We start from the raw sequence: 13,536 nt of genomic DNA on the forward strand, positions 1-13,536 counted from the left end.
TAAATGAAACACTTACCTAAAAGTACACCTACGGAAATATTGAATGACCCATACGGATTTACTTACAAAGAAATGTCGGAAGTAATTGGAGAGGATAAAGCAAGAGCCTTATATACGGAATTGTATAAACAGCCATTTCACAAAGAAAATCTATCAATATCAACAAAAAAAGTCTATAAAAGTAGCGATACTGAAAAGTATGTTTATGAATTGAAAGATAACAGGTATATTGAAACGGTTTTTATTAAACGGCGAGATGGTGGGACTGTTTGCGTAAGTACGCAAGTTGGTTGTTCTGTTGGCTGTATTTTTTGTGAGTCCGGACGCAATGGTTTTGTTCGTAATCTAACACCGTCTGAAATTGTGCAGCAGGTTGTATTGATACGTCAAAAAGTAAATCGTATCGTTTTTATGGGAATGGGAGAACCTTTATTCAATTACGACAACTTGATTGCAGCAATCCATATTCTTCGAGATAGAAATGGACTTAACTTTCCAACCGACGGCATTACCGTATCAACAGTTGGTCCAGTTAATCAATTAAAAAAATTGCGCGAAGAACATCTAAAAATTCAGTTGACAATATCTTTACATGCAGCAACACAGGCTGCGAGAAACTGTATCATTCCTCATATGCACATGTACGCTATTGAAGATGTTGTTAAGCAAGCATTGTCCTATTCTCAAAGGCATAATCGAAAAGTGGTATTTGCGTATTTGCTTTTACCAGGTATAAATGACCGTTCCTCAGATATAAGGCAACTTGCAAAATGGTTTAAGGGCAAAAATGTTATGATTAACGTGCTGCAATACAACCCGACGAGTAATTCAAAAATTAGAGCACCACAAAAACAAGAAATGGTTGCGTTCAAACATCAATTAGAGCAAACAGGACTTGAAGTTACCATGAGAGTTTCTCATGGTAGAGAGATTAAAGCAGCTTGTGGACAGTTAGCTAATACATATAATAAAGCCAAAAAACAACAGAAATAATTTAATTAAAAGAGCCAGACGCACAGACGCAGAGCCGATAATATGCAGTTTGAAATACTGCTGTTATCGGCTCTTTTTTGATTTTAATTTGTGCCCCTAATAACCATATTGGAGCAAAATCAGAACTGTTGCTTGTCGTTCTTTGATTTCCGCAGCAGCTTTGAAAAATCAAAGCCGCCGTTTCTTTTTATCTTCTAATGAAATGACGCGGTATCACTGTTGAAATCGGCGGCTAAAGGAGGTAGCCGCCATGAAGCAAAAAGCATATCGACAAAATCCGACAGTTATTGACTTATCAAAAAAAGCCCGCCCACCACCGGGGGAAACTACGCTTATATATATGAACTGTCTAATCATCTGGATACTGCTTACAATGCCTATGCGCCCGTCCGGGCTTTTCGGACGGGCGCATTTTGTACGTTCAAAAAATTTTTGAAGAAATTTCAAAAAATCTTCGGCGTTTTTGAAAAACGCCGTATTGCCCCGCGAAAAGGGGGGAAGCACCACCAACTTTCCAACGAGAAAGGAGGTGAGAATGTGGAACCTAATAGCAGGGAGTTTTACAAACAGTGTGCTTTTCAGAAGTTTTGTAATACGGTATTGCACAATGAAGCTTGCGACACCCATAGAGAACTTCGCAGACACAAGGCAAAGGAAGTGACCTTTTCCGACATGACCTTAGACGAAGCGCGGCAGCTTCATACGTTTGATGAATATTTCAAACGTGAAGCCGCCGAAACCGTCTTTGAGAAAGCCGGGAAGAAAATCACGCCAAAGCTGCTTCTTGAAGCAATCCGTACTTTGCCGGAAGAAAAGCGCAAAGCCATATTGCTGTATTACTTCGAGGGAATGAACGATACCGAGATTGCGGAGCTGTTCAACACGTCGAGAAGCACGATACAGTACAGGCGGACAAGCTCTTTTGAGAAATTAAGAAAATATCTGGAGGAAAATGCTGATGAATGGGACGAATGGTAACGAACCCGGCTACCCGGAAAATGCCCTTGTTCCTTATCCTGTCATTGTGGCAGCGACAAAGGGCGACCCGGACGCCATGAAGATTGTCTTGCAGCATTTCAGCGGCTACATAGCCCGCCTCTCCATGCGGAAGCTGTACGACGAGCGCGGGAACGTCTATTTTGGCGTAGACCACGACATTCGGGAACGGCTGCAAGCAAAACTGATGATGGCTGTCCTCACCTTTAAGGCAGAGGAATAAACCGCAGCGGCGGCGGGACGCTTTCTCTCTCCCCCTTTTCCGTTCCGCTGCTGACGCGGCAGCAAAGCCATTCTGAACCTTGACAAAGAAAGCGGCGCAAGATAACGGCGGCGCAGCATAGGGCAAATCGGATACGTTCCTTTTGCGCCGAGCCATACGGCGGGTGCGCCATGACGCTATCCGGGTGAGGTTATCCCCGCCCGGACAGCCGAGCGACCAACACCGCGCCGGAAAGCAAGTGTAGCGGCTTGCGGGCGACGACACGCAGAATATACAATGATACTTCCTTACAGCCACAGTCCGAGCGTTAAGAGCGTCGCAGGCAATGGGTAGGGCGGCATGAGAACCATGCCGGGGTGAAATTCCCATGAGGTTATGCTAATAACCGTCCGATTAAAGCCTTTGTTTTATTGAATAGTGGACTTGCTGCTATTCATAGACTATATTATATGTTTGCGAAAGAAAGGGGGATTTTCTTTGACGCAAAACCAAACGCCCGTTACCACAACGGAGCATAAAATAGGAAAAGTTACTTACCTTGTATGTTCGTCCGCAAGTGAACGCGCAACGGACACACTGGATAAAAAGATAAAAAAACTCATTCGCAAAGACATGGAACTGAACCCCGCAAACGCCCGGAAATAGGGCGTTTCTTCACATTTTATACATGACACAGGCAGCGGTATGTGGTATAATATAGACAGTACAAATACCATGCTTGTCTGTCGTCGGAAAGGAGGACAAAATGTTACAGACAGACAAGATTACCGCTTTATATTGCAGATTGAGCCAGGAAGATATGCAAGCCGGGGAAAGCGAGAGCATACAGAACCAAAAACTGATTTTACAAAAGTATGCTGACGAACACCACTTTTTCAACACGCGCTTTTTCGTAGACGACGGATTTTCCGGCGTGAGCTTTGAGCGTGAGGGGCTTCAAGCCATGCTGCATGAGGTTGAAGCCGGGAACGTGGCGACCGTCATAACAAAAGACCTTTCCCGTCTGGGACGTAATTATCTGAAAACCGGGGAGCTGATAGAGATTGTCTTTCCCGAATATGAAGTGCGCTACATTGCCATTAACGACGGTGTAGACACAGCAAGGGAAGATAACGAGTTTACCCCTCTGCGGAACTGGTTCAACGAGTTTTACGCCCGCGACACCTCAAAGAAAATCCGGGCTGTCAAACAGGCAAAGGCGCAGAAAGGCGAGCGCGTCAACGGCGAAGCTCCTTACGGCTACCTTATCGACCCGGATAACCGCAATCATCTGATACCCGACCCGGAAACGGCGCACGTCGTAAAACAGATTTTTGCAATGTATGTACGGGGCGACCGTATGTGTGAAATCCAGAACTGGCTGCGGGACAATGAAATACTGACCGTCGGGGAACTGCGCTACCGCAGGACAGGGAGCAAACGCCACCCCCGCCCACAGCTCAACGCATGGTACAACTGGCCGGATAAGACGCTGTACGACATTCTGACAAGGAAAGAATATTTAGGGCATACCATAACCGGGAAAACCTACAAGGTATCTTATAAGTCGAAAAAGACGAAAAAGAACCCGGAGGAAAAAAGGTATTTCTTCCCCAACACTCACGAACCTTTGATTGATGAAGAAACCTTTGAACTTGCACAGAAGCGGATTGCCACCCGGCAACGCCCGACAAAGGTTGATGAAATTGACCTGTTTTCCGGGCTGCTCTTTTGCGGGGACTGCGGCTACAAAATGTATGCAGTACGCGGAGCCGGGACGCTTGAACGGAAACACGCCTACACTTGCGGCAACTACCGCAACCGGGCAAGAAATGATATGCTCTGCACTACGCATTATATCCGCAAAAGCGTATTGAAAGAACTTGTCCTTGCAGACTTGCAGCGAGTAACGTCTTATGTGAAAGAGCATGAACAGGAGTTTATCGAAACAGCCAACGAGTGCAGCGCAAAGGCAGTACAAAAGACGCTGACACAGCAGCGGAAAGAGCTTGACAAGGCGCAGAACCGTATTAACGAGCTGAACATCTTATTCCGCAAGCTCTACGAGGACAACGCTTTAGGGAAACTTTCAGATGAACAATTTGCTTTTCTGACTTCCGGCTATGATGAAGAAAAAAAGACGCTGACCCGGAGGATTGCGGAGCTGTCACAGGAAATCGACAACGCCACCGAGCGCAGCGCGGACGTAAAAAGGTTTGTCGCACTGGTACGCAGATACACAGCGATTGAAGAACTGACCTACGAAAACGTCCATGAATTTATTGACCGTATTCTTATTCACGAACTGGATAAGGAAACGAACACCCGCAAAATCGAAATCTTTTATAGCTTTGTCGGCAGAGTTGATACAGGTGACAAGCCTACCGAAAGTATCTCCTATTTCAGACAGATAGGAGCCGACGTAAAGAGTTATGCTATCTAACATACATCAAAAAGAGGTAAGATAACACCCTCTGCAAAAAAGGTATCGTTATCTTACCTCAACAAAATTTGTACCAGAATAACCATCGTCCACATACGTTTTTGCTATGTGCCATCCCTGCTTTTTCACATAATCCGTGAGGATGGATTTCTGTGTCGCAATGCTCGCACTCTCGTTATCCGTACCATCGTCTTTAGATAAGCGGCAATAAATGCCGACTAAATAGATTTTCTTTTCTTCTTTGATTCCTGCCATACTGTAAAACCTCCGTATCTGTCCTATCTGTTTTCATGTCCCATTGCGTACATTCTAAGCGGACAGCCCCTCATTGTCGAAGGTGTCGCCCTCGGCAATCTTCTTCCGAATATCCTCGGAGATAATCGGGACAAACGCTTCTGTAACGGTCTGTGTGCCGACATATTCACGGCTGATTATCATCTGCACTGGTGCTTTTGGCACGATACGCTTTCTCTTTTTATCTGCTTTCTTATCCTCGCCCATACTTAAATCTTCCTTTCCAGACAGGGCAGGGAAGAGTTTGGAAATGTCCCCGCCCTGCCAATCAGATACCATTAATCCTCGCTGTTTAATTCTTTCTGTAATGCTTTAAGGAGTGCCGCCGCTTCATCAGCGTTCAGCGTGATTCCCTTGCCGCACTTTTCACGGTTCGGGGAAAAGCTGCGGATGTCATACTTCGGCTCTTTCCCATTCCATGAAATGAGATTGATTTCCTTTGTGTAGCCACTGTCGCCCGTAGACAATACTGCGATTTCCTTTACGATTTCATACTGGATTTCTCTCATTCTCCATACCTCAACTCTCTGTATTTACTTCCCGAAAAAAGAAGATTAGCGGCTGTCACGGTTGCGTTTCCTCTGCAACTCACGCTCCAAAAGTTTGATGATGGTTTCCTCCATCTGCTTCGGCGTTGTGTTCTTCGGAAAGTATTTTTTCAGCTTGCTTGTGTTGATTTTCAAGGTTTCTTTCTGGTTGCCCTTTTCCTCCGTCATAATCGCAAATATCGTATCCATGTCAAGCCGCCCGCTCTGGCTTAACTGTTTCATCCGCTGTGCCTGTGAGAGTGAGGGCGTTGCTTCTTCGCTCTCCATCGTGGCAAAGAGGTTTTCCTGCTCGTCTTTCTTCAAGAAGGACAGTTCCACCGCAGGCGTGAGGGCGATTTTCCCCTCGTCCACCATCTGCAAAATCGGCGGTATCAGTTCCGTCAGGCGGATAAAACGCTGCACGGTCATCCTGCCCACGCCGAAGCCCTGTGCCACCTTGTCGTCCGTCCGCAACTTCGTCACAACTTGTGACGAGGTTAAGTCTGTGCGGAAACCCTGCCGCTTCATGGCTTCGGATTTCATCTTGTAAGCAAACGCCCGCTCCGATGGCAGGATATTCTCACGCTGCAAATTGCTGTCTACAAGGGTGATGATGGCTCGGTCACGGTCTAAGGGCAGGACAAACGCAGGCACGGTATTTATCCCTGCAAGTTCAGAAGCACGGACACGCCGCTGTCCTGCAATCACTTCATAACCGTCCCCGTCCTCTTTCGGGCGTGTGATTATCGGCGTGACAATGCCAAATTCCTTGATGCTTTCCGCTAACTCTGACAGTGTTTCATCTTCTGCCACATGAAACGGATTGTCGGGGAACGGGTACAAGTCTTTGGTCTTTAACACCTTAAAATCCTGTTTCTTCATTCACATATCTACCTTTCTTTCGCTCTGCTTCTATGATTTTTCTGCAATTCTTCCAACACTTCGGGCGGTATTTTTGACAGCAGCCGCCCCATCTGCTCGTTGGTTCTCTGCAATTCAAATATCTTCTGATTCGCTTTCTGCACCTTTAGTTCCTGCTCGTACTTTTCATCACGCATACGCCCCGCATAGTCTGATTCCTGCCCAATTCTCTCTTTCAAACTGTCGATATACGCCTGCTGTTTCCCGATTTCCTTAGAGAATTTCTCCACGTCTGGCAGCCATGCAGAGAGTAAATCTAACGCTTTATCCCTTTTCTTCCCTGCGTTAAAGGCGTTGATGTCGGATAGGGCAGACACGATTTCTTCATACTGTTTATCAAGCCTGCCGCCTAATTTATAGAGCCATGTGGGGACGTGTTTCCGCTTGGTTTCCATTGAGGACTGCCCCCGTTCAAGCTGATTCCACCGTGAGGACATCCGCTCATGGTAGGCGGTCTGCCACTCGGATAATGATTTCTGGTTGCCTAAGATAGCTTTCGCTGACAGCTTATTGTCTGGCGTAATCGGCACAAAGCAGAGGTGCATATGGGGCGTTCTCTCGTCCATATGGACGACAGCGGAGAGGATATTCTGCTTTCCAACACGCTCCGAAATGAAGTCAAGAGCCGTCTGGAAATACGCTTTTTGTTCTTCGGGCGGTAACTGGTTCATAAATTCTGGTGAAGCTGTGATGAGCGTTTCCACCATCATCACGCTGTCTTTCCTTGTCCTGCACCCCGCTTCGGCTACCATGCGGTTAATCTCTTTCTTGTAGGTGTACTTTGGTGGTGCTATGAGATGGTAATTGTTTTTAGAGCGTTCCATATCTATATCTGGGTTGCTTTTGTAGGCTTCTTTCTTCCGCTCGTTGTGGCGTTCACAAGCCGCAACGCCGCCCGCTTTTCGTTTCTGGAAACGCAGGATTGCATAAGGCATAGGCGGATTCCTCCTTTCTTTCGGCGGGTGACCGTCCTTTGGGGTGACAGCGGTGACGGTGGTGACAGCAGTTTTGGGATACCCCCTGCCGACTGCCGCAACTGTCACCCTCACCCCCTGCATGACGGTCATGTCGATGATGACGGTGTTTTTGGGATACCCCCCCCCCTCGCAAGAGCCGTCACCGTCATGCCGCCATTCTTTTATCCGAAGCCGTAAGGCGTAGGATAGCAGGGCACAGCCCTGCCTTAAGGGAGTCCAGAGGGAACGTCTGGCACACGACTTTGCAGGGCAAAGTGTAGTGTGTTACACCCTGTAAACGCAGTCGGAAAAATCGGAATGATTTTTCTGACCGCAGGGGTGGTTTTACACGACCGAAAAGGGCGAGTAAATCTCACGCCTGCATTTTGCGTTTACGGGGTGTTCTCCCGTAGGGATGACAGCGGCAGGGTATCCTAAAATCACTGTCACCACCGTCACTGCTGTCACCCGCAGGGCAGAGCCGCCAGCTTTACATGGCTTTAAGCGTCAATGACAGTAACAGGGGGGTATCCTAATATCGCTGTCACCACCATCACCGCTGTCACCCGCCCTCCTTGCAAGGGCAATCCGCCTGCCGTCTTTCCTGCGGCTGTACTGGTAGCAGATACGGTTCTCGCTTAAAAATGTGGTGCGGTATTCATTCAGCCATTTCGTAATCACCGTGGGTATGGTTTCCGTTTCCCCCATAGCGGCTAACAGTTCCGTTGCCGTGCCTATCCATTCTTCCTTATCCCTCATAAAATCCACCAACCGAAAAAGGACATCTGGTATCGTTTCTTTCGCAAGCTGCTCCTGCGTTTTCCGCTCCACAAGCTCCCAACGGCAATCACGGAAACGCAGCGTGTATTCCTGATAAGGCGTGTCCCTGCCCGTCACATACAGCTTGGCGGTGTCAGACGCACGTTTCTCCTTTTCCAGAACAAAGGTAGCGTCCGCACTCCCCGTTAATCCTGTCGTCCCAGACACCTTGTTGAACACGTCGCTGTCATTCTGCTTTCGGATGTGGTGTACGACAATGACCGCCAGAGAGTGCCTGTCGGCAAAGTCTTTGATGAGGGAGATGTCCCCATAGTCGCTTGCATAGGCATTGTCTTTTGAAGCTGTACGGACTTTCTGCAAGGTATCAATGACAATGAGCCTGCTGTCTGGGTAATCTTTCAGATAATCTTCAAGCTGCACGATAAGACCGTCTGACAGCTTGCAGCTTGCCACGGCAAAGTGGAGCCGCCCGCTTGCTTCGTCCGTCAAACGAAATAACCTGTCCTGTATGCGGCAGAACGTGTCCTCAAGGCAGAGGTAAAGCACATCGCCCTCCATTGTCGGCATATCCCATAAAGGGATTCCCTGCGACACGCATAAGCATAGCTTCAGCATGAGCCAGCTTTTGCCTATCTTCTGTGAGCCGCAGAACAGCGATAAGCCTGTCGGGATAAGGCTGTCCACCACAAAGGATGGTTTCTCAAGCGGTTCATAAAGGAGCGTTTCGGCGTTGACTGTCTGTAACTTCTGCATGGCTTTCCTCCTTTCGGGCGGTGTCTTTGTTTTCGTTGCACATAGGCGTTGACCTCCTTAAAAATAGATTTACTCCCACGGAAAAAAGTGAGAGTATGTAATGCCGCCAATCCCACACAAATAAAAAACAGATTTCTTTTTCGGGCGGTGTCGGTCACGGTTGGAGATATTTCTTCAATTTCCGCCTTTACTTTCTCCTTTGCAATCGCAACAGATTTCTGTATTGCCGAAGCGGTGCAATGCTCCATAGCGGCGATTTGGTAAAAATTGAACTCATACTCGTAGTAGAGCAGGAAACGCCGCCTTTGTATCTCTGGAAGGCTCCCAACCGCCTTATAGAGCGTTTCATTCCGTTCTTCCTCAACCATGCGTTCATCAAGGCTCTTAGGCACACGCAACGCCCGTCTGTAAAGGGTTTCGTCCCATACCTCGTTAAACTCCCTGTGCCGCTCGTCCCATTAGAAAAGATTCCTGTTCCTGCGCTCCATCTGCCGAAACTCCATAAAGAACTGTTCCGACACTTCCAACTCGTGGGATTTGCCCTGCCCGTCCTTAAAGCTGATAAAATACCTTGTGCCGCTTTCCGTGGATTCCTCCCGAAGCGTGTACGCCTTAACTCTGTATGCCATCCCGCTTGCCTCCTGCAAAAAATAAGTGAGGGGATTTCCATCCCTCACCCAGTAGCCCGCAGGACGGCAGGCTGTTTTAGACGCTATAAAATTTTCGTAGCTTCTTCCGCAGATGGTCTAACCTCGCATAGATGGCACCAGTCGTCAAATGCACGAGCGGGGCAATCTCCTTTGTGGAATACCCCTGCATTTTCAGCAGGACGATTTTCAAGGTACGCCCGTCCACCGCGACTAATACTTGATAGAGATTTTCGCTCTCAATCTCGTCCAGTAACTCCGCAACCGTACCCACTTCCGTCTGCCGCTCCCTGTCTGCCATGTCCTCAAGGTATTCCGCAATGTCATTCGTCCATCGGTAAAACCGCCTGTTGGAATTGAAGTCTGCCCTGTCCGCAATGCGTATCTGCTCAATGGTCGCTTCATCAACGCCGCACTCACGCAGCAGCTTTTCCTCCGCTTCTTTCCAGATACGCCATTTCCTGTCCTCCCGTCCGTGGTTATATGCCATGCTTCTTTTCCTCCAATCAGAATTGATTGAGAGGGCAGAGAAAAACCCCCTCATTTTCCCAAAGGAAAAAACAAGGGGGCTGAACGCCTTAAATTTTAATTTTCTATTATCTTTCTTAGTTTTCTTAGGATTCTGGCTTTGCGTTTGTTCACAACGCTCTGGGTTATGCCGAACCTCGCCCCGACTTCACGCTCAGAAAGTCCGTCAAAAAAGATTGCCTGTATCAATTCCTGTTCACTATCCGACAGCAAAGGCAGGGCGGCTTTCAGCCTGTCCACCATAACCGCATTGACAACGGTTTCCGCAATGTCTGCCGCTTCATCAGCGATAAAGTCTAAAGGCTTCCCCTCGCTGTCCGTAAATCCATCCAGAGAAAGCAGGCTGTTCTTCGTATCTAATTTTTTCAGATAACGCCACCGTTCCTTATCTCGGTAGAAGTCCGTGTATTGCTCCCTCACGACTTCAAGCAGACAGCCTTGAATGGGGATAAACAGCTTGTCCATATAGGTCTGGTCGGATTCCCTGCGGCGGCAGAAATCCGTATAGGACAGTTCCACATATCTGCCGCTTTCCTTGATATATACCTTTCTCGGTGCGTATTTCACTGTAAGTACCTCCCATCTGAATTTTTGAAATGTTCAAAATCCAGATGGAGAGGTGGCGAACGACACCTAACACCACTAATAGCCCTATGGCACTTTCCAACAAAAATCGACAAAAGAAAAACCGCAAAGGCTCTATGACCTTTACGGTTATGGGAAATATTAATTCTGTTGTATGGAGATTGTACTTCTACATTCAAGGCAGGAAGTGCCGTTGCATAGGCAGAAATTTTTTTAACTGGTTTCCTGCCGTTCTCTGATATGCTATGTATTGATAAATTTTGCTTCGTATGAGCAGATAGATAACTGCCCGAAAAAAGGACATAAAAAAATCCCTCCAAATTTAAAAACAAATTCAGAGGGTAATTTAGGGTATAACAAAATAACCCACCCGAATATCGTTTTTTTTATTTGGTGAGTTTGTTCTTTCAAATACGAAACAAAAAGAGCCGATGATTCGTGAATTGTTCCACAATTTCATCGGCTCTGCGTCTTAAGCGTCTGGCTCTTTGATGACAGTTATCTTCAAGTTGTCAACTTTAATCAATCTTTCTTGTCTGCATTTTGGACAATAAAGGGGATAATTCTCCAAAACAGTGTCCTTCCTAATTTTATTACGGGTTTTGTTCCCACAAACAGGACACAATATCCATTCGCATTTCATCATAATTAGTCTCTAATCCTTTCAAATCTCATTTTATATGACTTTTGCAAGCTGTTAAGCTAACTTGTGGAACATATGCCGAACCTTATCTATACGGCTATTCGGGCGGCGGGGTTGGCAAATAAATTTACCAATAGCTGGCTGGTATCCTTTTAACTCTGTCAAGCAGACTCCCTGCCCATTTGTGAAATAAGTTAAATCGTTCCTGTATTCTTGAATACATCTAGCAGGGATTTCTCCTTTCAGAATGACCTCGTCATTCTTTATCTGAGTACTTACAATATCTGCACAATACCTTGGAGCATCATGATACGCCCGTGAGAGATATTCCTGCGGTGCATAAATTTCAAAGTGGAGATATGGCTCTAATAGTTCTGTCCCTGCTTTTTTTAAAGCCTGCTCCAATACGATAGGGGAAAGCAGCCGAAAGTCTGCGGGGGTACTTACAGGACTATAATACAATCCATATTCAAAACAGATTTTACAGTCTGTCACTTTCCATCCATACAGCCCCTGCTCGCAGCCATAAAGAACCCCCTCCATAACCGCATTTTGGAACGATTGGTTTAAATATCCAAGTGAAACTCTGCTTTCATACTGCACTCCGCTTCCAATAGGGAGCGGCTCTATGGACAACCCGACAGAAGCCCAGAAAGGATTTGGCGGGACTTCTATGTGGATGGTATATTCTGCTTTTCTAAGCGGTCTTTCCATATATATAACAGTAGGCTCTTTTATTTCTGCCTCCACATGATATTTTTCCTCAAGGATGGCACAAATGACTTCCATCTGCACTTTCCCCAAAAAAGAAAGTATAATCTCATGCGTTGTAGTATCCACATAATATTTTAAAAGAGGGTCGCCATCTGAAATTTCTGTAAGTGCCCCAAGCAATATTTCCCGCTGTTCAGATTTCTTTGCCGCAATCGTTGTTTGGAGCATAGGGAGAGGATTTTCAATAAATGTTCTCTGCGGCAACAGCATTTCGTTCCCCAAAATACTGTTTAGCTGCAAAACATCATTTGGTAAAATTACAATATCACCAGAGCAGGCTATATCGGATGAACATAATTCCCCGTTTATCGGAACACACATCTCTGTGATTTTTATTTTCTCTTTTTCAGATATTCTAATAACATCCCTCAAATGCAATGTTCCGCTATATATACGCACATAAACAAAACGCCGCCTTTTCTCTGAATATTCAATCTTAAAAACCTGCCCGCATAGTTCAGATTGACCTTCAGGCGTTGATGAATAAAACTTACTGGCAATCACTTCTATAAGCTTCCGAATCCCCAGATTGTTTTTAGCGCTTCCGTGATAAACGGGAAATAACGTTCCGTTTTGGAATCTCCTGTTTTCTTCCTGTTCCAGTTCTGACATTTTAAACGGTTTCCCTGACATATATTTCTCTAATAGTTCATCGTTTCCCATAATTACCGCATCCCACTGTTCCATATCGTCATTGTCCGTTACATTTATATGGGGATGCTGCCCAACCTTTTGCTTTACTATAATTTCCGAAGAAAGCTTTGCTTTCATTTCCCGATATACCATTGGCAAATCAATCCCCTCTTGGTCAATTTTATTGATGAAAAAAATTGTCGGAATCTTCATTGTCTGTAGTGCATGAAACAGTATGCGGGTCTGTGCCTGTATGCCATCCTTTGCAGAAACTAATAATACTGCTCCGTCTAATACGGATAAAGAACGGTATACTTCCGCCAAAAAATCCATATGGCCTGGCGTATCTATAATGTTGACTTTTACATCCTCCCACTGAAAAGATGTCACTGCTGTCTGGATAGTGATTCCCCTTTGACGCTCCAAATTCATTGTATCTGTCCTTGTTGTGCCTTCATCTACGCTCCCTAGTTCTGCAATTGCACCACTGGTATACAATAAACTTTCCGTTAATGTTGTCTTTCCTGCGTCAACGTGAGCCAGAATGCCTAAGTTAATTATTTTCATGTGATTTTCCTCCTATCAACACCCAAAAAAGGGCATAAAAATACCCAGTGATAAATACTCCTATCACTGGGTAAATAACTCCAATAGCCCCAAAACACTTATATGTTTTCGGGCATATAAAATTACATGATAAAAGTATTCTTAAACTGGGTACAAAAAACTAAGCCCCATATTAAAAGTGAAACGAGACTGCTACTTTTTGTTCCCACTATCAAATTGACAGTTTATTTAAGAATACCTTGCCGCATATTTATTAACTCCTTGTATAATACTGAATCTAATTATATTCCTTAA

Annotated in this window: 14 protein-coding genes and 3 pseudogenes; 6 read left to right on the top strand and 11 right to left on the bottom strand. The window is 45.8% G+C overall.

The genetic code is table 11. The features are described 5' to 3' along the window. Positions 1-3 precede the first annotated feature (3 nt). From rlmN to EJE48_RS04415, 6 genes are all read left to right on the top strand, one after another. Entirely contained in the window at positions 4-993 is a 990-nt protein-coding gene (gene rlmN, locus EJE48_RS04380; RefSeq protein ID WP_002569187.1) for a 23S rRNA (adenine(2503)-C(2))-methyltransferase RlmN, read from the top strand. A 250-nt stretch (positions 994-1,243) separates the two neighbouring features. Further along, on the top strand, positions 1,244-1,429 hold the full coding sequence (locus EJE48_RS04385; RefSeq protein ID WP_009243795.1) for a hypothetical protein: 186 nt from the start codon (positions 1,244-1,246) through the stop codon (positions 1,427-1,429). 101 nt (positions 1,430-1,530) lie between these two features. Continuing rightward, positions 1,531-1,971, top strand: a complete 441-nt coding sequence (locus EJE48_RS04390) for an RNA polymerase sigma factor (protein ID WP_002569188.1) — start codon at positions 1,531-1,533, stop codon at positions 1,969-1,971. Continuing rightward, positions 1,952-2,212: a helix-turn-helix domain-containing protein gene (locus tag EJE48_RS04395; RefSeq protein ID WP_002569189.1), complete on the top strand. Its 261-nt coding sequence runs from the start codon at positions 1,952-1,954 to the stop codon at positions 2,210-2,212. The genes EJE48_RS04390 and EJE48_RS04395 overlap by 20 nt, the downstream gene beginning before the upstream one ends. Before the next feature lie 417 nt (positions 2,213-2,629). Beyond that, a complete protein-coding gene (locus EJE48_RS04410; protein ID WP_004613661.1) occupies positions 2,630-2,857 on the top strand; it encodes a transposon-encoded TnpW family protein in 228 nt (75 codons plus the stop codon). Between the two features lie 100 nt (positions 2,858-2,957). Beyond that, positions 2,958-4,634: a recombinase family protein gene (locus tag EJE48_RS04415; protein ID WP_002569190.1), complete on the top strand. Its 1,677-nt coding sequence runs from the start codon at positions 2,958-2,960 to the stop codon at positions 4,632-4,634. A 63-nt stretch (positions 4,635-4,697) separates the two neighbouring features. Here EJE48_RS04415 and EJE48_RS04420 read toward each other — a convergent pair. The 11 genes and pseudogenes from EJE48_RS04420 to tet(O) form a co-directional block, all read right to left on the bottom strand. Beyond that, positions 4,698-4,889: pseudogene (locus tag EJE48_RS04420) on the bottom strand (recombinase family protein); the annotation flags it as partial. Between the two features lie 54 nt (positions 4,890-4,943). After that, positions 4,944-5,135, bottom strand: coding sequence for a hypothetical protein (locus tag EJE48_RS04425; protein WP_001820669.1), 192 nt, complete (start codon positions 5,133-5,135; stop codon positions 4,944-4,946). Between the two features lie 71 nt (positions 5,136-5,206). Next, the gene (locus EJE48_RS04430; protein ID WP_001206986.1) at positions 5,207-5,437 is read right to left on the bottom strand and encodes a YdbC family protein; all 231 of its coding nucleotides are present in this window, start codon (positions 5,435-5,437) and stop codon (positions 5,207-5,209) included. Between the two features lie 45 nt (positions 5,438-5,482). Continuing rightward, entirely contained in the window at positions 5,483-6,337 is an 855-nt protein-coding gene (locus EJE48_RS04435) for a ParB/RepB/Spo0J family partition protein (RefSeq protein ID WP_000743700.1), read from the bottom strand. Between the two features lie 8 nt (positions 6,338-6,345). Continuing rightward, positions 6,346-7,311, bottom strand: coding sequence for a MobV family relaxase (mobV, locus tag EJE48_RS04440; RefSeq protein WP_001820668.1), 966 nt, complete (start codon positions 7,309-7,311; stop codon positions 6,346-6,348). A gap of 521 nt (positions 7,312-7,832) precedes the next feature. Next, positions 7,833-8,865 (bottom strand): annotated as a pseudogene (locus EJE48_RS04445) (AAA family ATPase). A gap of 154 nt (positions 8,866-9,019) precedes the next feature. After that, positions 9,020-9,494, bottom strand: a pseudogene (locus EJE48_RS04450) (RNA polymerase sigma factor). A 76-nt stretch (positions 9,495-9,570) separates the two neighbouring features. Beyond that, positions 9,571-10,002 carry an RNA polymerase sigma factor gene (locus EJE48_RS04455; RefSeq protein ID WP_002596253.1) on the bottom strand — a complete coding sequence of 144 codons (432 nt, stop codon included), beginning with the start codon at positions 10,000-10,002 and terminating at the stop codon, positions 9,571-9,573. A gap of 95 nt (positions 10,003-10,097) precedes the next feature. Continuing rightward, on the bottom strand, positions 10,098-10,607 hold the full coding sequence (locus EJE48_RS04460) for a sigma-70 family RNA polymerase sigma factor (RefSeq protein WP_002596252.1): 510 nt from the start codon (positions 10,605-10,607) through the stop codon (positions 10,098-10,100). A gap of 490 nt (positions 10,608-11,097) precedes the next feature. Then, positions 11,098-11,271: a cysteine-rich KTR domain-containing protein gene (locus EJE48_RS04475; RefSeq protein WP_008724758.1), complete on the bottom strand. Its 174-nt coding sequence runs from the start codon at positions 11,269-11,271 to the stop codon at positions 11,098-11,100. 51 nt (positions 11,272-11,322) lie between these two features. Further along, positions 11,323-13,242 carry a tetracycline resistance ribosomal protection protein Tet(O) gene (gene tet(O), locus EJE48_RS04480; RefSeq protein ID WP_118257471.1) on the bottom strand — a complete coding sequence of 640 codons (1,920 nt, stop codon included), beginning with the start codon at positions 13,240-13,242 and terminating at the stop codon, positions 11,323-11,325. Positions 13,243-13,536: the final 294 nt, after the last annotated feature.

It is taken from the genome of Anaerotignum faecicola, assembly GCF_003865035.1.
Lineage (GTDB): Bacteria > Bacillota > Clostridia > Lachnospirales > Anaerotignaceae > Anaerotignum_A > Anaerotignum_A faecicola.